Genomic DNA, 18,663 nt, shown 5'->3' with positions numbered 1-18,663 from the left:
TGGTCCCGCCTCCACTGTCCGCCCGCCGCGAGCCGCCGGACAGGGCCGTACGGTCCCTGCCGCCAGGGCCGGTTCAGCCCAGGACAGGGCGGCCGGGCGGCAGGAGGACGGAACCCCGAGCGACCCTGGAGGCGGTGCTCAGCCGAGGACCTTGGCCTTGGCGCGCTGGTACTCCTCGTCCGTGAGTTTGCCGGTGCTGTGCAGGTCCGCGATCCTGGCCAGCTCGTCGGTGGTGGAGGGGGCGGGGGCGGTGCCGGCGGCCTGGCGCACGTAGGAGCGGAAGTCCGCCTCGCGCTCCTGCGCCTCCTTCAGTTCCCGTCGACCCATGCCCTGGCCCCGGGCGATGAGGTAGACGAAGACCCCGAGGAACGGCAGGAAGAGCACGAAGATCGTCCACCCGGCCTTGGCCCAGCCGCCCAGCGAATCGTCCCGGAACAGGTCGCCGAAGACCCGGAAGAGCAGCATGAACCACAGGACCCAGAGGAAGATCAGGCAGGTGGTCCAGAAGATGTCGAGCACGGGGTAGTCGGCCGCGAGGTTCGAGGGAGTGTGCATGAGCGTGTCCTGTTCGTGAGTCGGTTTCAGCGGCGCCGGTGGACCGGCACATCTGCGGCGGCCCGCGCCACCACGGCGTGCGCGAGGCCGACGGCTGCACCTGGGGTGAGCCGCCGTGGTCGGAGCTCACGGCCACCCGTCCTGCGAGCGCGGAATGGTGCGATTCCTCGAATCTAGGTCGGATGCCGGAGGGGAGCAGGTGGGGATGCTGCCGACCGGGGCCGTCAGGGTGAGGCATGGCACCGGGCTACGGTCTCAGTCCCCCGGTGGACCCGTCGGGTCGAGCCTGCGGCGCCGAATCGCGGGCAACGTGCCGGTGCTCTCCCGCAGACCCGGGTCACGCGCGACGGCGTGCTCGCACCAGCGGCCGTAGCGGTCCGAGAGCACCACCGCGGACACCCCGTGCAGGATCACGCTGAGGCCGACGGTGGCCGCGATGCGGTTCCCTGGGACGCACGGCCATGGCGTCGGCGAACAGCACCAGGGTCAGGGCGGCTTCCGGAAGGGTGAGCAGCGGTTCGCGGTCGTGTTCCGCGCTGATCAGGTCGAGGCCGACCGGCCCCAGCAGGATGCCGGCCCCACGAACACGATGGCCGCGGACACCGGTGTGCCCGCCAGGCGTCGCGAGGCGAGCGCGTAGGCGGCGGTGACACCGGCCACCGCCACACCGGCCCACCCCGCGTCACTCACCGGTCCCGCGCCTTCCCGTCTGCGGGTCCGTGGAGGTGGCGACCCGTCCGGAGGCGGCGAGCAGTGCCAGGACGGCGAGCACCACGAGGAGGACGGCGAGCAGGAACAGCACGGTCAGCGCGGTCGGATGGTTCCACAGAGCGAACACCAGGGCCAGGACCAGCACCACCGCGAGCACCAGCGGACGACGGTGGGCATCGGTCCAGGTACCGGCCCGCCCGGTGCGCACCCCGTGCCGGTCACCCCAGCGGGCGACCGACTCGGCGACGCCGTCCGCCCGCCCACGGACCGTCCGCGGCAACCGCCCCGCACCGGACGAGTAGGCACCGAGCGCCACCACCACACCCAGGACGATCCCGGTGCGCAGACTGATCCGCAGGAAGTGCAGCAAGGTGTCGAAGACCGCCGCCGCGGCCGCCGGGGACTGCACCTCGGAAGGCAGGTGGTCGAGATAGTAGTGCCGGGCCACCACCAGGGCGATGGACATCAGCAGACAACCGCCGGCCGCACCCAGAGCCGTGCACACCAACGCCCGACGCCTGCGCCGCGCCAACAGGACACCGGTCGCACCGAGCAGCACGGTCACCACGGGCATCCAGTTGCCCACCACATCGAGCGCATGCGCGGCTCGCCGGAGCTCCGCCAGCTTGTCGGACTGGAACAACACCAGCCGCTTGTTCACGTCCGGGATCTTCTCCGCCGGCGACAGCCCCGCGGCCACCAGCTCCTCCTTCAGCCGGTCCACGACCGCCCCGATGTCAAGGCTCACCGTCCCGTCCGTGAGCTCCACCGCGCCCCGACCATGCCCGGTGAGCGCCTGGACCACCGCCACATGGGCGAAACGGTTGGCCTGCGTCCACACCGTCACGAAGGTGTCACTGTGCACAACCTCCGTCGCCGCCTTGGTCACCACCTGGTTCACCGCGTCGTCGAGCTTGGGCCCCAACGCCTTGACCGCCGCTGCGGCCCGCGGCGGCACACCCCGCGACTGCAACCACGTGGCCAGATCGGACACGACCGCCGGACCGTCCACCCTCACGTCCACCGCGTGCACGATCCGGTCGACCGCCGCGTCCTGAACCGCGGGTTCCCTCGCCAGTGGAGCGACCGTGGCAACGTACCGGTCGGTGTCCAGGACGATGTCGTGCACCCACACGGTCACCAACGAGACCGGCACCAGAATGCACGTCAACGTGATCAACACCGCCGAGACGGTACTCGTCACGATCCGCCCCGCCCTCGAAGGACGCCCGCCCCCGGCAGGCAGACCGTCGTCCCCCGCCCCACCGGCCCCCGGCACGGACGCAGGCCCTGGCGGCTCGTTCATCGGGACTCCCACCACTCCACGCGGCCGAGACGCCGCTGAGCACCATTGCCCCGTAGGGCCCGACGTCCGGCACCCCGGACTAGCCCGCCCGGAGGACGAACGAGCCGGGCCCGGACCGCTGCGCGGTGTGGCGCGCGCCGCCGTCGTCGCCGCAACGGCGAACGCCGTGGCCGACCGGGTCTCCCGCCGTCAGGCGAGTCGTCGTGCCTCAGTGCCCGACGGCCACCTTGGCCGCCACGATGACCAAACCCAGGAGCAGGTTGACCGTGCCCTCCGCGGCGGCCTGGCCCGATGAGGCGCCCGCCCGGCGGGCGCCCAGCGTCGCCCAGGCCACCTGCTGCGCCACGGCGACACCGAGGGCGAACCAGGCGCTCTTCCCCGTCCCGAGCCAGGGACTGACCAGCACCGCCAGGGCCGGCAGCGCCGCCGCCTCGACGAGTGGCCACTCGTGCCGGCCGACCACGCACACCTGGCTCCAGGTGACCCGGCGGCCGACCTCGCGCTGCCCAGCCACGTGCGCGTAGACATGCGCGATCCAGAAGACGATCCCGGTGACCAGCAGCAGCAGGATGAGCGCCAGCCGCGGATGCGATGCGTGGACACCGGCGGCCGCGATCACGGAGGCCGCCAGCATCGAACCGTAGACCGCGCCGGCGTAGTCCGTCCGGTCCCCGGTTCTGTCCGGTGCCGGTTCGGGTGGGGCGGGGGTACGACCGTGGGACGTTGTCACGGCGCCTCCTCCTGTCACCACGCCGAGGACGACCGATGAACCCGTTGCCCCGATCCTCCCCGGTTTCCCAGCTCTCGGCCTCCCCGGCAGGTGAAGTCCCGGGCCGTTGCGCCGAACGGCGGTCCGCCCGAGATGCCGCACGCCGTCCCGTCCCCCAGTCTTGGACGGAATCCGAGGTGCTCGCGCCGGCGACGAACCGCGGCGGCGACCGGGGTGCCGACATCGACCGGAGGGACAGCGGAGTGGCGGAGCAGCGTGGTCAGCCCGGCCGCGCTCACTGGATCCGCACCAGATCGGCCTGGCTGCGGGGGCGGACGGCCACGCTGCGCGACGCCCCGTTCCCGCGCCGACTCCTGGCGCAGCTGGTCCACATCCGTGTTCTGGACGTCGCCACCCGCCTCGCGGCGCAGGCGTTCCTGACCGCCATCCCGGTGCTGTTCGTGCTGGCCGCCTTCATGCCCCATGAGGTACGCAACAGCGTCTCCGAGTCCCTGCGGACCGTCCTGGGGCTCCACGGCGCCTCGCTCGACGAGATCAAACAGGTGCTCCAGGCCGGCGGCCAGACCACCACCGCCAAGGCCTTCGGCGGCGTCGGAGTCCTGGTGACCCTGATCTCGGCCACGAGTTGCAGCCGTGTCCTGCAACGTCTGTGCGAGCGGAGCTGGCACCTGCCCCATCTGTCGGGGCGTCTGGCGGCATGGCGGTGGCTCGCCTGGCTCTTGGTGTGGCTCGTCGGCCTGACCGTCCAGGGGCAGGTGCGGTCCGGATTCGGGGTGGGCAGAGGCCTCGGGGTCTTCCTCTACCTGGTCACGGCCACTCTGCTCTGGTGGTGGACACAGCACCTGCTGCTCGGCGGCCGTGTCCCCTGGCTCCCGCTGCTGCCGGGGGCCGCGCTGACCAGTGCCGGACTGACGGCGCTCGCGTCGGGATCGCAGCTCTACATCCCCCGCTCGCTGAACCACAGCGTGGCCCAGTTCGGCCCGCTCGGTCTGGTCTTCACCCTGCTCAGCTGGCTCATCGTGGTGTTCACGGCCATCACCCTCGGAATCGGCATCGGGTACGTGGTGGCAGGCCAGGGCCGACTGGCCCGGCTGCTGGCGACCCCGGCGCCGGCGGACGAGGAATGACGGTCCCCGCACGGCCCCGGCGCCGGTGGGCGGGACGCACGCCCCCCTTGTCGGGTCGCGCCCGTTTCGGTCATCGCCCCCGCGCCACCCGGGTGGGGTGCCTCCCGCGGTAGCGGAAATAGCGCCATCCGACGGCCACCGCACTCGCCCCGAGCATCACGAGGAACACCGCGAGCCAGGTGTTGTCGACGACGCGAGCCCCGGTGAGCAGCACGACCAGCACCGCGCCCGCCGTCACCAGACAGGCCAGCACGGTCCGCAGGACTACGAGGAGCGTCCCGGGACGCAGCACGCGTCGGGTCCTGGTCCGGGCCGGTGCGGCCGCGGTGGCCGCCGGCCCGAATCGGAGAAGGGCGCGGTCGGCGAGCTGGTTGGTGGCGCGACGGTACATCTCGGCGCAGGCGGGCACCCAGATGAACGGCACCACTGTCCCGACGGCGATCAGCACGCCCATGCCGGCCCAGCCGAGCCACTTGCGGACCCGGCCGCGCGCCGGGTCCTCGGGGGTCAGCAGGCCGATCAGGTACGCCTGGCGCCGGACGACGGCCGGCCAGGAACCCTTGTCCCCGCCATCGGTTCCGGCCGATGGCGCCTTCCGCAGGGCCGCAGCCGCCGCCACGGACGTCGGATAGACGCCCTGCACCACCAGCACCTCGGCCGCCGCCTCGTCGGCGCACGGGTCGTGCCCGACCAGGGCGGCCAGTTCCAGCACCATCCGCAACTGGGCGAGCAACGCGGCGACGAACGCGATCGGGAGCAGCAGGACGAAGGGGCCCCCGAGGAAGGAGCCGTCCACCACCGCACGACGCACGCCCCGGCCGATGACCTCCTCGGTGGGATCCGGCCGGGCGGTCCCCACCCGCTCGGCCTCGCGCAACCGCGCCACCGTGTCGGCCACGTCGGGGCCCAGGTACTCCACCGCGAAAGCCGCCAGCCGCTCGGGCATGCGAGCCGGGTCCGCCCGGACCGTCCGCAGCAGTTCCACCACGCCGGGTTGCCGTCGCCGTGCACGCTCCGTTCTGCCCATCAGCCGCAGAATAACCCTGCCGATCGGGGGCCGCCCCGGGAGCGGACTCCGGCACCAGCGCCGGGCCCGGCCCCTGGGGGAATCGTCCAGGGGCCGGGCCGGTCACGCTGTCAGGGCCCGGGACGGTCGTCCCTCGGCGGCCGTCAGGTCTCCCTTCTGGTCGTTCCGACACACAGCGCCCAGATGACGAAGCCGTCGATCGCGATCAGGACGGTCGCCCAGAACGGGTAGTAGGGCAGCCACAGGAAGTTGGCGATCATTCCCAGCCCGGCGACGACGACACCGACGGCACGGGCCCAGGCAGAGCCGCCGAACAGCGCCACGCCCGCCAGGACGACGACGATCCCGAGGATCAGATGGATCCAGCCCCATCCGGTGGTGTTCATCGAGTACACGTAGTTCCGGGTGACGACTATCAGGCTGTCCTTGGTGATGCCGGCGATCCCCTGGAAGATCGCCATGGTGCCGCCGGCGATCAGCATGATCGCGGCGAAGGTGGTCCACCCGGTCGCGTAGGGGCGTTTCTCGGGGACCTGGGCGGTACGGCCCGCTTCGGTGGCAGTGCTGGTCATCTGATACCTCCGTGGATACCCCCGGCCTCAGCCGGAGGGGGATGTCACGACATGGACTCCTTCGACAGCGGTCGCCTCGCCGGGAACGGGAGACGGGAGGCAAGAGCGGCTGAGTAGAGGCGCTCCGGGGAAACGGCACCCGCCCGGCTTCCGACCGGCGCGGGAGGGGACGGCAGGAGATCGGTGACGCGGAGCAGGGCGAGGATGCGGCGGAACCCCGGCCGGACGCCGATGAGACGGAACTCCGCGTGGTGGACGCGGCAGACCCGGCGGGCCTGGAGAAGGGCGCGCACACCGGCGGCGTCGCAGAAGGTGAGGGCCGCGACGTCGAGCTCCAACCGCTGTGGACGAGCCGCGAGGGCCTGAGCGACGGCGTCGCTCACGAGCGGCGCGGTGGCGATGTCGAGTTCGCCTTCCAACGACACCGACGCGGTGTCCTGGCACACCCCGGTCCTGGTGCGGAGTAGGTCGTCGTCTTCCATTACGACCGCCCTGGAAGCTCGGCTGGCGGAAAGGACCCGGGACGGAAGCCCTTCGTCCCACCGTAGGACCGGGCCTTCCAGGCGGTCGTGGGCCACATGGACCCCGAAAAAGGGGCCATATGGCCCCTACCGGTGCTCTTCAGCCGTCCTCGGCCTCCTCACCAGGGCGGTTCCCGGTGGTGACCGCCGCGGCCCGCGGCGGCGCACTGTGGACATCCGGCCCCCGGGTTGTGGGCCGAACGGCTCATGGCACCCCGGCCGTGCTCTGCGAACGTCGGAAGGAAGGGATCGTCCCACCGCATCCAGTAGAGGAGGCGAGACGCATGCCCGGCATCCACCACCAGGTATCACGTCCCACCGCCGCACCCGGACCCGCCGAGCTCGGACGATTCGACTGGGTCGTGCTCGGTACCTCGATGATCGCCGCCGGCGCGGTCAAGCACGCGCTGTCTGGTGTCGTCGCGATCGCCAAGGACATGGTGCGCCCCGCTCCGGACCATGCACCCGCGTCAGACCGCCCCGCGCCCGCTGCCGACCTCAGCGTCAACGAGAGGGACGGATGGATCCTCATCAGTGCCCTGTTCATCACGACCGCCGCGGTGGCCCACGCCGCCGCACGCGTCATCGAGAGCGTCAGGGCGGCCATGCACCCGACGCACCCGCGGATACGGGCATGACGCCCGGAGCACCCGAAGCACGTGGTCGGTGCCCCGGGGCGTGCACCCGATCGGCCGCCTGGGGCGGCCGACCCGGTCGGGGTGCCGTGACACTGGCCGGGTGGAACCGATCGCCTCCGACGTCGTCGCCGCGGGGAAGCAGGCCCGCCGGCGCGTGCCGCGCTCAGCCCACGGGGCCTGGGCTCCCGCACCGGACCGGTTCGACCCCGTCGACATCCTGGAACAGCAGGCCGCCTCCCGTGTCCCGGAGCTGGTACCGATCCGGTACGGCCGCATGGCGGCCTCCCGCTTCGCCTTCCTGCGCGGCGCCCCCGCGATCATGGCCGCGGACATCGCCCGGTCCCCGAGCAGCGGCCTGACCGTCCAGCTCTGCGGGGACGCGCACCTGTGCAACTTCGGCCTCTTCGCCTCGCCCGAGCGCGCCCTGCTCTTCGATCTCAACGACTTCGACGAGACCCTGCCCGGCCCCTTCGAATGGGACGTCAAACGCCTGGCCGCCAGCGTCGCCGTGGCCGCGCACGAGAACCGGGAGTCCGACGCGTCCGCACGGGCCGCGGCGCTCGCCTCCGCCCGGGCGTACCGGCTCGCCATGCTCCGGCTCGCCGGCCTCGGTGAACTCGACGTCTGGTACGAACGGGTGGACACCGCCGACCTGCTGCCGCTGATCCAGGAGCCGAAGTACCGCAAGCGCGTCGAGGCCTCCCTGGCGAAGGCCCGCGGGCGCACCAGCCTGCAGGCCCTGGCCAAGCTGACCGAGCGCGGCCCGGGCGGCGAACCCCGCATCATCCACGACCCGCCGCTGCTGGAACCGATGGATCCGGAGGGCCTGTCTCACCTTCAGCAGATCCTCCAGGACTACCGTGACACCCTCTCGGAGGACCGCTCGGAGCTTCTCGACCGCTTCGAGCTGATCGACGCGGCCCGCAAGGTGGTCGGCGTCGGCAGTGTCGGTACCCGCTGCTACATCGGCCTGTTCCGTGGGCGCAACACCGGCGAGCCGCTCTTCCTCCAGGTGAAGGAGGCCGAGCGGTCGGTGCTGGAGCCCCATCTCGCGCCCAGCGTCCACCGGCACCACGGCCAACGGGTGGTCGCCGGACAGCGCAGGCTCCAAGCGACCGGCGACATCTTCCTCGGCTGGGCCACCGGCCCCGGGGGGCGCGACTTCTACTGGCGGCAGCTGCGGGACATGAAGGGCTCCGCCGTCGTCGAGGGCATGCCCCGGCCCCTGTTGGAGCAGTACGCCGACCTGTGCGGCCGCACCCTCGCACGTGGGCACGCGCGCTCCGGAAACCGCGTCGCCATCGCCGCGTACCTCGGCTCCGGCGACGTCTTCGACCGCGCCATCGCCGACTTCGCCCTCGGATACGCCGAGCAGACCCGCGCCGACCACGCCGCGCTCACCACGGCGATCAGCGACGGCCGGATCAGCACACGAGCCGACGTGTGAGACGGACCCTGCGGACGAACGGATCGTGGCCGCTCGTTCGCACGCTGTGATGTGCCACGAATCAACCAGGCAACTCCCGGGAGGTCGCGGTGGGCCGGTGGAAAGCGTTGAGCATCCTCGGATTGGCGCAGTTCCTCATGGTGCTGGACGCCTCGGTGATGAACGTTTCGATCAGCCAACTGGTCATCGACTTCGACACCGAGGTGACGGCGATCCAGGCGGTCATCACCCTCTACACGCTGGTGATGGCCGCCTTCATGATCACCGGCGGCAAACTCGGCGACATGCTCGGGCGCCGCCGTGTGTTCGCCGTCGGGCTCGTCGTCTACGGGATCGGATCCGCTCTCACCTCCGTCGCGCCCACGCTGGGGGTGCTGGCACTCGGCTGGTCCGTCATCGAGGGCTTCGGGGCCGCGCTGGTCCTCCCGGCCCTCGCCGCCCTGGTGGCGGGCACCTATCAGGGCCGGGACCGTGCGATCGCCTACGGGGTCATCGGTGGCCTCGCCGGCGCGGGAATCGCCGTGGGCCCGCTGCTCGGAGGGTGGGTGACCACATATCTGACCTGGCGCCTGGTCTTCGCCGGCGAGGCCGTGCTCGTGGTGGTCATCCTCGTCCTGATCCGCTGGATCGCGCCGCAGCCCGCACCCGAGACCCGGCCCCGGCTCGACCTGGGCGGTGTGGTGCTGTCGGTCGCGGGACTGGCCCTGGTGGTGCTGGCCGTCCTGCAGAGCAGCTCGTGGGGATGGCTCCATCCGCGCAACCCCCCTTTCACGGTGTTCGGGTTCTCCCCGACGGTCTTCGTCATCGCGCTCGGCCTCGTCCTCCTCCACCTCTTCCGCGTCCGGGAGGCGCGCCGGGCGGATCCGCTGGTGCGGTTCAGCCTGTTCGGCATCCCGAGCCTGCGCTCCGGTCTGCTCATGCTCTTCAGCCAGAACGTCATCCTGCTGGGCCTGTTCTTCGCCATTCCGCTCTACCTCCAGGTGGTGCAGGGACTGGACGCCTTCCAGACCGGGCTGCGCCTGCTACCCGTGTCGGTCACGATGCTCGTGGCGGCGATGAGTGGTCCCGTGCTGGGCAGGTTCGCCTCCCCTCGGACGGTGGTGCGGATCGGGCTGCTGGTGCTGTTCGCCTCGACCCTGTGGCTGCTCGGCACCGTCGAACCCGAACTCGACGACCTGTCCTTCGCCCTGGCGATGGCGCTGCTCGGGCTGGGCATGGGCCTGCTCGCCTCCCAGCTGGGCAACGTCGTGCAGTCGAGTGTCGGCGAGTCCGAGCGCAGCGAGGTCGGCGGGCTGCAGTACACCGCGCAGAACCTCGGATCGTCCCTCGGTACCGCGCTGATCGGGTCCATCCTGATCGGCGCCCTGGCCGGCGCCTTCACGGCCGCGCTCGCCAAGGACCCGGCGGTCTCGGACGCGGTCCGCCACCAGGCCGGGATCAAGATCGAGTCAGGGCTCAACTTCGTACCGGCCGACCAGGTCGCCACCGCCCTCGCCACGACCCCGATCCCGCCGGAGGAGGCGGACGCGGTGGTCGCGACGTACCGGACCGCCCAGCTCGACGGCCTGAAGGTCGGCATTCTGGCCGCCGCCGGGATCACGCTGGCCGGCTTCCCCTTCACCGGCCACCTGCCCGCCGACCGGATCGGCGCCGGCGGCATTCCGGCGCGCGCGCCCGGTAGGCGCCCCGGCCGGACTCCGTGATTCCGCCGAACGGCACACATCCGACCCGGTCTGCGGTCGCGCGGGACCGGCGTGGACCCCACGCTGAAGCAGACTGCGACGTTCCACTCGCTCCATCAACCCTCCGGCCCGCCTCCGAGGAGCTGCCATGAGCAACGCCACCGATGACGAATTCAACGAAGCCGGTCCGATCGACTATCTGATCGTCGAATTCCCCGGCACCCACCTGACCGGCGAGGGCATGCCCCTGCTCCTGGACCTGGTGGAACGGCGCATCATCCGGATCCTGGACCTGACCTTCATCAAGAAGGAACCGGACGGCTCCCTGACCGCGCTGGAGGTCGCCGATCTGACCGGCGACGGGCAGCTCGATCTCGCCGTGTTCGAAGGGGCCTCCTCGGGCCTGCTGGGCGACGACGACATCAGTGAGGCGGCGAAGGCCCTGAATCCCGGCAGCTCCGCCGCCGTCCTCGTCTACGAGAACCTCTGGGCGGCTCCGCTGGCGGCAGCCCTACGCCGCTCCGGTGCCCAGCTGGTGGCCGGCGGGAGGATCCCGGTCCAGGACGTTCTGGCGGCACTGACAGCCGTCGAAGCCGCCGACGCCTCGGCCTGACCGGCCCCGTACGACCCGCACGAACCGAAGCACGACCGAAGGAGGAACCAGTGCCCGGACTGATTCGAGGAGTGGCCCGCACCGCCGTGGTCGCGGGTACGGCGACGGCCGTCTCCAACCGCGTCTCGCGGCGGCAGGCCGGCCGGTGGGCCCAGCAGGACGCAGGGCCCGCACAGGCCTACCAGGCACCGCCGACCGCCGCCGCCCCCAGCAGCACCGAGGACACGCTCGACCAGCTCCAGAAGCTCGCCGCCCTCAAGGAGCAGGGCGTGCTGACCGAGGCCGAATTCGCCGCCCAGAAGGCGAAGATCCTCGGCACCTGACCCGTCAGCGGCGGAGTGACCGCGACCGGGCCGCGACGGCGCTCGCCGTCCCGGCCCGGTCCGCGACCGACCCACTGCGGCCCCTCAGTCCTTCAGCCCCTGGCCGCAGGGGCCTTCGGGCCTCCGCCGCGCGGACCGAGCCGTAGCGTCAGGACGTAGGCGACCACCACCGAGACGATCACCAGCGGCATGACGGTGAGGCCGTCCGCACCCAGCAGCAGGGTCGCGAGGAGCACCGAGGTCATCGGCAGCCGCAGCAGGGCGACGGACATGCCGCCGATGCCCATGGCGAACGCGGCCGTCAGCGGCAGCCCGGCCAGATGGGAGAGCGCCATGCCTCCCGTCGCCCCCACGAACATCGCCGGGAAGACCGGGCCGCCGCGGAAGGCGCTCAGCGAGGCGCAGTAGGCCAGGCTCTTGCACACGACGAGGAGGACCAGGGCACCGGCCGAGTAGCCGGCATGACCGGCCAGCAGCGGGCCCATCGCGCTCTGTCCCGAGTAGAGCACGTCGACCGCGTCCTTGCCGGTGGCCTCGCTGTACGCGATGGCGGACCCGGCGACCGCCAGGCCCGTCACCACGGTCGCGGGCATCCGGTGCCGCTCGACCCTCGCCTTCAGGAGCAGGGCCGACCGGCGGATACCGGTGCCGAGCAGGGCCGCCGCCGCCCCGATGACAAGCGCCCAGCCGAACTCGGCGATGTCCGGTCGATCCGCGTGCGGCACGCTCGTCAGCGCCAGGGAGTACGTGCCCAGGCCGGTCCAGCTGCCGAGGCCGATGAAGATGAGGGAGCCGAGACCGGCTGCGAGCAGGCCTGGGACCAGGACCACCCCCAGCATCGAGCCTGCGAGCCCCGAGGCCTCCATGAGCAGGAAAGCGCCGAGCAGTGGCGACCCCAGCAGGGTGCTGACGGCCGCGAAGCTTCCGGCTGCCCCGACGACGGCGACGACCTGCGGCGGGACGTCCCGACTGGGCCCCTTGACGGCCAGCACGGCCAGCCCGCCGCCGAGCGCGATCAGCGGTGCCTCCGGGCCGAGGACCGCGCCCAGGCCGAGGGTGGCCAGCGCGGCGAGGAACACGCCCGGAAGCTCGATCGCGCCCGGGGCGCCCGTGGTCGACAGGCCTTCGGCCGGCTCGTGGCCGCCGGTCCCGGGGAGGTACCGGACGGTCACGCCGACCAGCAGTCCGGCGACGCCGAGCAGCGGCAACGGCCACCAGGGCGGTGTCCCGTGGAAGCCGAGGGCCTTCGGCAGGTCCGTGTAGGTCATCGACTGCACCTTGGAGACCAGGGCGAGGAAGCCGTAGGCCGCCGCGGCGATCAGCACCCCCAGAACGGCCGCCAGCGCCAGCAGCTTCAGGTAGCCGGAGGTACGGACGACGACCGCCGGATCCGGTGGAGCCGCGCCGGGTGCCGGGGACCGGGGGTCGGCCGACAAGCTCATGTCCTCCTCGACGCCGGTCTCCGCGGGGAACGTGGCGGCGGCAGCCGCGTCCCTGACGTCTATCACGGAGCCACCACCGCCCCCGGGCCGTCCGAACGCAACCGACCGGCGGCGCGGGCAGCACCACTCGCACGGCCCACTGCCGCCCTCAGGTGCTTCACCGCTCCACCCGCAGCCGCGCTCCTTCTCGCCAGAGGTCCACCCAGGGCGCCGCTGGAGGCCCGACTCTGTTACGGGATGGGCGATTTCACTCCCATTCCGCCCTTGGCGCCGGTCCGGCGTCGTCCAGGTCCCACACCAGGTGGTCGGACAGGGCGACGAGGCCGTCGATACGGGCGATCTGGAGGCAGAGCGCGGCGGCGTCGCCGCGGGTGCGGGTGCGGCCGCTGACCGAGAGCAGGCCGCGTTCGCAGCGGACGTGCAGGGAGCCGGGGACGACACCGGTGCCGGGGGTGAGGGCGAGGGCGAGCGCCTCGGAGCCGATGGCCTCGTCCTCGCGGCGCAGGGCGTCGAGGAGGTCGTGCGAGGAGAGCAGGCCGGTCAGGCGGCCGTCGGTGTCCACGACGGGTAGGTGGTGCAGGGCGTGTTCGACCAGCAGGGCCACCGCACCGGTGACGCTCGCGTCCTCGGTGACGGTGACCACCGGGGCGGCCATCAGGTCGCGGGCGAGCAGCTCGTGCTGCGGGTCCTGTTCGGCGTAGGCGGCGAGCAGGTCGGAGGCGGCGACCACGCCGGCGACGGTGCCGTCGGCGGACACCACGGGCACGATGCCGCGCCGGGAGGCGCTCAGCACGGCGGCCACGGTGGGAAAGTCGGTGTCGGGGGTGACGGCGATGCCGGGGCGGGTCATGCAGTCGCGGACGGCGACCCGGCCGGGTCGGCGGGCGGGCTCCGCGGCCGGAAAGGTGTCGGCCGCCGTGCCGTCGAGGATGCTGTGCTTCACGGTGTTCACTCCCCCTCGGCGGCCGCAGGGCGCCGCAGCCGTCGCAGGTAAGGGTCGAAGGACGGCCGGCGTTCGAGGCGGATCCGGGCGTCCACGCAGACCGCGCCGTCGGGGTGGAGGATGACGGGGTTGAGGTCGGCCTCGACGAGCTCCGGGAAGTCGTCGGCGAGCCGGGACAGCCGGGCGAGGACGGACCGTACTGCGGCGAGGTCGACGGGTGGTGCCCCGCCGTCTCCCGACAGCAGTGGTGCGCTGCGCAGTTCGGTGACCATGGTGGTCAGGTCGCGATCGCTCAGCGGGGCGAGCCGAGCCACCCGGTCGGCCAGCAGGTCGGCGGCGGTGCCGCCGAGGCCGAGGACGACCAGCGGGCCGAACACCTGGTCCTGGACCACACCCGCGAGCAGCTCCACACCGGGGGCGGCCATCGGCTGGACCACCGCTCCGGACAGCTCGGAGCCGAACTTCCGCGCGAACTCCCGGTAGGCGGAACGCACGTCGGCATCGGTCGCCAGTCCGGTACGGACGGCCCCCACAGCGCTCTTGTGGACCTGCCCGGGCCAGTACGCCTTCAGGGCCACCTTCCCCCCGTGCCCGAGCCGGCGCAGGCCGGTGGCGGCGACGGAGGCCATGTGCTCGTCGCGGGCCCACACCAAGGTGGTCAGCGGCAACCCGTAGGCCTCCAGCAGGTCGGCGGTCGACAGCGGGTCGAGCCAGCCGCCTTCGGGGTGGGAGGTGAGGTAGCCGTCCACCACACTGCGGGCGGCGCGGCGGTCGCAGTCCGAGGCGGCTGCGGGCTCGGGCGGCGGTTCGGCCAGCCAGCGGGCACGGTCCCGGGCATGGGCGAGGGCGCGGGCGGCGGAGAGGCTGTCGGAGTAGACGGGGAGGCTGCCGCCGTCGGCGCAGGTGCGGTACCGGACGGGCACCTGCTGGTCGAGCAGCACGGCCACGATCGGGACGCGGCGCCGAGCCGGTCCCTCCAGCAGGGCGTGCACCGGGTCCTGGCCGGGGGTTTCGCACAGCGCCGTCGGCGCCAGGCACACCAGGATCGCGTCGACGGCTTCCTCGCGTTCCAACGCCCTCAGGAACAGGGCGAGTTCAGCGGGGCGAACCGCCGCCGTGGTGTCCACCGGGTTGCGGACGGAGGCGCCGGGCGGGAGCGACTCCCCCACTTCCGCCGGGAGTTCCGGCACGACCAGCCCGGCCTCGACGCAGGCGTCGGCGGCCAGGATGCCGATGCCGCCCGCGTTGGACACCACGGCGACCGCGCCGCGCGGGGCGGGCAGCGGCTGGGCGTGCAACAAGGCGGCGGCGTCGACGAGTTCCTCGATGCCGCGGGTGGCCGTGATGCCCGCCTGCCGGAACAGTGCCTCCCGGGTGACGGTGGGGGTGGCGGCGGCCGCGGTGTGCGAGGCGGCGCCCCGGCGGCCGGCGGTGGATCGACCGGCGTCGACGGTCAGCACCGGGATGGTCCGGGTGACCCGGCGGGCGGTGCGGGCGAAGGCTCGCGGGCTGCCGAAGGACTCCAGGTGGAGCAGCGCGAGGTCGGTGCGATCGTCCGCCTCCCACCACTGCAGCAGGTCGTTGCCGCTCACGTCGTACTTGTCGCCGAGCGAGACGAAGCTCGACACCCCGATGCCCAGCCAGGCCAGCCGCTGGAGCAGCGCGATCCCCACACCGCCGCTCTGCACGGCAACCCCGGCGCTGCCCGGCCTCGGGAAGGCGCCGCCGAACTCGGCGTCCAGCCGGATGGTGGGATCGGTCTGGACCATGCCCAGGCTGTTCGGTCCGACCAGGCGCATGCTGTGCCGGCGGCAGGCCCTCATCAGCCCGCGGGCCTCCTGCGTCCCGAGGCCGGAGGTGAGCACCACCAGCGCCCGGACCCCGGCGGCGCCGCACTCCTCGGCCACCCCGGGGACGGCACCCGCGGGCACGGCCAGCACCGCGAGGTCCGGCACGGCGGGCAGCGCGCGGACGGACGGGTAGGCGGGCTGGCCGTCGATCTCCCCGGCGTGCGGGTTGACCGCCCAGACCGCGCCCGCGAAGCCGCCCCGCCGGATCTTCCCGAGGACGGTCCGCCCGACCGAGCCAGCCCGCCGGGACGCCCCGACCAGCGCGACCGAACCCGGGCGCAGCAGCGCCCCCAGGCTCGCGACGTCGGCGCGGCGACCGCGTTCGTCCACGGCCGAGCGGTAGCGCTCGTCGCTCTCGTCCAGCGGCACCCGGATTCTCACCTCGCCCTGCGCGTAGCGGCGCTGGACGGGCAGGCCGAGGTCGGCGAAGACCTGGTGGACGGCCCGGTTGCCGAACAGCGTGTCGGCCTCGAAGAAACGGATGCCGGCCATCCGGGCGGCGTGGACCAGGTGTTCCAGCAGCAGGGTGGCCACGCCTCGGTGGTGCCAGCGGTCGGCCACCGCGAGCGCCAGCTCCGCCGTGTCCGGCGGGTCGTCCAGCAGCTCACAGTCCGCCTCACCGATCAGCTCCTCCCCCACCCAGGCACCGAGCGCCAGCAGACCGGCCCGCGGCGCCCCGCACAGCCGGTCGGCGGCCTGCGCGGGTGCGTTGCGGCTCACCCCGAAGAAGCGCAGCCGCCGGCTCTCCTCGGACAACCCTTCGGTGTGCAGATCGAGCACGGCCCGGTGGTCCTGCGGCCCGAGCGGCCGTAGTTCCACCGTGGTGCCGTCGGCCAGCAACGCCTCGGCGGTGGTGTGCGGCGGGTGGACGGTGGACATGGCGCCTCCTCGGCCGTCGCCGTGCTACTCCTCCAGCCTCCGCGTCGGCGCGGCGTCGCGCGAGGGCCGACCGGCCCCGTCCCGGGGCGCCGAACGGCATGGCGGCCCGGAGTCACGGAGGGAGACCCTGGTTACGGGACCCATGAGCTACTTCGACCGCGACGCCCTCTCGATTGCACCCGCACGGCTTCCCGGCCGGACCAGCCGTGGTCCGCCCCCACCACCCAGATCGGAAGCATCCGACCTGGGCCGCACCTTCGAATGCAGGGAAAATCCTTGCCGTCAGCGGGAGTTGGGCGAACCACTCGTTCGGAGGACATCCGGGTCCTCCGCCGCATCCGCCGGCCGCACCACGTGATGTCAGCAGGCGGCGGCAAGCGAGTCGACGAGGATGGCGAGCCCTTCCCTGGCCTCGTCCTCGGTCAGGGTGAGCGCGGGAGCCATCCGCAGGGTGTGGCCGTAGAGGCCGCCCTTGCCGATGAGCAGGCCCCGCTCCTTCGCGTGCTCCAACACCCTGGTGGCCAGCGACGGGCTCGGCGCTCCCGTGCCGGGGTCGATCAGGTCGACGGCGAACATCAGGCCCTTGCCCCGGACGTCCCGCGCGACGGGAAGCCGTTCCACTGCGGCCCGCAGGCCGTCGATCAGCAGCTGGCCGAGCCGTTGCGCGTTGGCCTGGAGGTCGTGGGCGAGCAGGTGGTCGAGCGTGGCCTTGGCGGCCGCCGTCGCGATCGGGTTACCGCCGAAAGTGGAGATGCCGTTGGCCGGAAGCGCGTCCATCAGCGTGCCGTCCGCGACGACACCGCCGATCGCGAAGCCGTTTCCCAGGCCCTTCGCGAAGGTCATGATGTGGGGTGTCACGCCATGGGCCTGGATGCCCCAGAAGTGCTCTCCGGTACGGCCCCAGCCCGTCTGCACCTCGTCCGAGACCAACAGGATCCCGTACCGGTCCAGGATCTCCCGGTATCGCGCGAGGAGTCCGTCCGGTGCGGCGGTGAAGCCTCCGACGCCCTGGATGGGCTCCACGATCAGGCAGGCGACGTCGGTGGCGGTGGCCGTGTCGAGGACGTGCTGCAGATCGTCCGCGCAGAAGGCCAGGAACTCGTCGTCCGACAGGTGCGGGAAGCGTACGCGGTCGGCGCCGTGCAGGTAGTGCACGTTGACGGGCGAGAGCGAGGAGTTCTTCCAGCTCCGGTTGCCCGTGACGGCCGTGGCCGCGTACGAGCGTCCGTGGTAGCTGTTGCGCAGGGCGAGCACCTGGTCGGACCGGCGGGCGTTGGTGGCGAGCAGCAGCGCCGTCTCGTTGGCCTCGGTGCCGGAGTTGGTGAAGAACACCTTGGCGTTCGCGATGCCCGACAGCTCCGCGATCTTCTCGGCCAACTCCACCTGCGTGCGGATGAGATACAGCGTCGAGGTGTGCGCAACCCCGGTGCGCAGCTGCCGTTCGACGGCCTCCCGTACCTCGGGTACGTCGTACCCGAGCATGTTGGTGAGGATGCCGCCGAAGAAGTCGAGATAGCTGCGCCCGTCGGAGTCGGTGACGCGGCGCCCCTTGCCGCTCACGATCTCGATCGGTTCGTCGTAGTAGAGCGACACCCACTTCGGCATGACCGCGCGATGACGGCCGAGCAGGTTCGACATGCGAGGCTCACTTTCCTGGCGACAGCATCGACTTCGCATCGATCGGGTAACCGGGACGCACGGACGGCTTTCAGGCAAGCTACCCTGCCCCCGGTCCGTGGGACGGCCAATCGGGGACGACACGGGCCGCGACTCCACGGGCCGCGACCCGCGCCCGCTGGACCCGCCGGGGCGTCGCGCGGTGCCGCCGCCGGGCGACCGAGGGCGCCGCGCCGCCGCCTGCTCGTTGACCTCCTCCACCAAGTCGAGCAGGGCGGCCGGCGCGTCCGGCTTCACCAGTGCCAGAGCCTCGAAGGTGGCCAGCGCGGCGGGCGTCATGGCGGCTGGTTCGAGCGGTTCCGACGCCGCGCGATCCCACGCCTCGCGGCGGACGATCGTCGCCTTGGCGGACAGGTCCATCCCGGCAGAGTAGAGGCGTCACAGTAAGCAGGGGAGGCCACGTCGAGCAGGATGACGGGGGCCTCGGGCGTTCGGTGGGGGCCGTCTACGGCAGGAGTGGAACGCCCCTCGCAACCCGGCGGTGCGCTCCGCCGAACGAGTGATCAGCTGCCATGTCCTTGCATGTATGGCGGTTCAGATGACTTACTTGTGGCGTCCGATTAGGGGGCTGCCCATCCCTCCGTTGGGGAAGGCAGCCCATCGGTTTGTGGTGGTGGGTG

The 18,663-nt window shown here is 72.4% G+C and carries 17 protein-coding genes; 6 read left to right on the top strand and 11 right to left on the bottom strand.

From position 1 onward, the window contains the following. Window positions 1–138 precede the first annotated feature (138 nt). From ACH4E7_RS43220 to ACH4E7_RS43205, 4 genes are all read right to left on the bottom strand, one after another. Window positions 139–555, bottom strand: coding sequence for an SHOCT domain-containing protein (locus tag ACH4E7_RS43220; RefSeq protein ID WP_396254701.1), 417 nt, complete (start codon window positions 553–555; stop codon window positions 139–141). A 540-nt stretch (window positions 556–1,095) separates the two neighbouring features. Then, the gene (locus ACH4E7_RS43215; protein WP_396254700.1) at window positions 1,096–1,245 is read right to left on the bottom strand and encodes a hypothetical protein; all 150 of its coding nucleotides are present in this window, start codon (window positions 1,243–1,245) and stop codon (window positions 1,096–1,098) included. Further along, window positions 1,238–2,449: a hypothetical protein gene (locus ACH4E7_RS43210; RefSeq protein ID WP_396254699.1), complete on the bottom strand. Its 1,212-nt coding sequence runs from the start codon at window positions 2,447–2,449 to the stop codon at window positions 1,238–1,240. Before ACH4E7_RS43210 ends, ACH4E7_RS43215 begins: the two co-directional genes overlap by 8 nt. 331 nt (window positions 2,450–2,780) lie before the next feature. Further along, complete coding sequence (locus ACH4E7_RS43205; protein ID WP_396254698.1) at window positions 2,781–3,302, bottom strand: hypothetical protein; 522 nt, start codon at window positions 3,300–3,302, stop codon at window positions 2,781–2,783. 242 nt (window positions 3,303–3,544) lie between these two features. On the opposite strand from ACH4E7_RS43205, the gene ACH4E7_RS43200 reads away from it, so the two are divergent. Next, window positions 3,545–4,429: a YhjD/YihY/BrkB family envelope integrity protein gene (locus ACH4E7_RS43200; RefSeq protein ID WP_396254697.1), complete on the top strand. Its 885-nt coding sequence runs from the start codon at window positions 3,545–3,547 to the stop codon at window positions 4,427–4,429. A gap of 70 nt (window positions 4,430–4,499) precedes the next feature. On the opposite strand, the gene ACH4E7_RS43195 is transcribed toward ACH4E7_RS43200, so the two are convergent. The 3 genes from ACH4E7_RS43195 to ACH4E7_RS43185 form a co-directional block, all read right to left on the bottom strand. Then, the gene (locus ACH4E7_RS43195; RefSeq protein WP_396254696.1) at window positions 4,500–5,456 is read right to left on the bottom strand and encodes a hypothetical protein; all 957 of its coding nucleotides are present in this window, start codon (window positions 5,454–5,456) and stop codon (window positions 4,500–4,502) included. 143 nt (window positions 5,457–5,599) lie between these two features. Continuing rightward, window positions 5,600–6,028, bottom strand: a complete 429-nt coding sequence (locus tag ACH4E7_RS43190; RefSeq protein WP_396254695.1) for a hypothetical protein — start codon at window positions 6,026–6,028, stop codon at window positions 5,600–5,602. 44 nt (window positions 6,029–6,072) lie between these two features. Next, entirely contained in the window at window positions 6,073–6,510 is a 438-nt protein-coding gene (locus ACH4E7_RS43185; RefSeq protein ID WP_396254694.1) for an STAS domain-containing protein, read from the bottom strand. A 323-nt stretch (window positions 6,511–6,833) separates the two neighbouring features. Here ACH4E7_RS43185 and ACH4E7_RS43180 point away from each other — a divergent pair, with 323 nt between their 5' ends. The 5 genes from ACH4E7_RS43180 to ACH4E7_RS43160 all read left to right on the top strand — a co-directional run bounded on the left by ACH4E7_RS43180 (window position 6,834) and on the right by ACH4E7_RS43160 (window position 11,252). After that, the gene (locus ACH4E7_RS43180) at window positions 6,834–7,187 is read left to right on the top strand and encodes a hypothetical protein (protein WP_396254693.1); all 354 of its coding nucleotides are present in this window, start codon (window positions 6,834–6,836) and stop codon (window positions 7,185–7,187) included. A 100-nt stretch (window positions 7,188–7,287) separates the two neighbouring features. Further along, window positions 7,288–8,634, top strand: a complete 1,347-nt coding sequence (locus ACH4E7_RS43175; protein ID WP_396254692.1) for a DUF2252 domain-containing protein — start codon at window positions 7,288–7,290, stop codon at window positions 8,632–8,634. Between the two features lie 89 nt (window positions 8,635–8,723). Continuing rightward, complete coding sequence (locus ACH4E7_RS43170) at window positions 8,724–10,337, top strand: MFS transporter (RefSeq protein WP_396254691.1); 1,614 nt, start codon at window positions 8,724–8,726, stop codon at window positions 10,335–10,337. Window positions 10,338–10,464: 127 nt separating this feature from the next. Next, window positions 10,465–10,929, top strand: a complete 465-nt coding sequence (locus tag ACH4E7_RS43165) for a DUF6325 family protein (protein WP_396254690.1) — start codon at window positions 10,465–10,467, stop codon at window positions 10,927–10,929. A gap of 50 nt (window positions 10,930–10,979) precedes the next feature. Then, window positions 10,980–11,252, top strand: a complete 273-nt coding sequence (locus ACH4E7_RS43160) for an SHOCT domain-containing protein (RefSeq protein WP_396254689.1) — start codon at window positions 10,980–10,982, stop codon at window positions 11,250–11,252. Between the two features lie 92 nt (window positions 11,253–11,344). Here the strand turns inward: ACH4E7_RS43160 and ACH4E7_RS43155 are convergent, their stop codons facing one another. The 4 genes from ACH4E7_RS43155 to ACH4E7_RS43140 form a co-directional block, all read right to left on the bottom strand. Next, window positions 11,345–12,694 carry a chloride channel protein gene (locus ACH4E7_RS43155; protein ID WP_396254702.1) on the bottom strand — a complete coding sequence of 450 codons (1,350 nt, stop codon included), beginning with the start codon at window positions 12,692–12,694 and terminating at the stop codon, window positions 11,345–11,347. Window positions 12,695–12,941: 247 nt separating this feature from the next. Further along, window positions 12,942–13,637, bottom strand: coding sequence for an HPP family protein (locus ACH4E7_RS43150; protein ID WP_396254688.1), 696 nt, complete (start codon window positions 13,635–13,637; stop codon window positions 12,942–12,944). A gap of 5 nt (window positions 13,638–13,642) precedes the next feature. Next, window positions 13,643–16,366 (bottom strand): GNAT family N-acetyltransferase, encoded by a 2,724-nt coding sequence (locus ACH4E7_RS43145; RefSeq protein WP_396254687.1) that lies wholly within the window; start codon window positions 16,364–16,366, stop codon window positions 13,643–13,645. A gap of 360 nt (window positions 16,367–16,726) precedes the next feature. Next, window positions 16,727–18,004, bottom strand: a complete 1,278-nt coding sequence (locus ACH4E7_RS43140) for an aspartate aminotransferase family protein (protein ID WP_396254686.1) — start codon at window positions 18,002–18,004, stop codon at window positions 16,727–16,729. Window positions 18,005–18,663: the final 659 nt, after the last annotated feature.

Origin of the sequence: Kitasatospora sp. NPDC018058 (assembly GCF_044327205.1) — a bacterium.
Lineage (GTDB): Bacteria > Actinomycetota > Actinomycetes > Streptomycetales > Streptomycetaceae > Kitasatospora.
The sequence above is the reverse complement of the archived record's forward strand: the minus strand, read 5'-3'. Positions and strand labels throughout refer to the sequence as shown.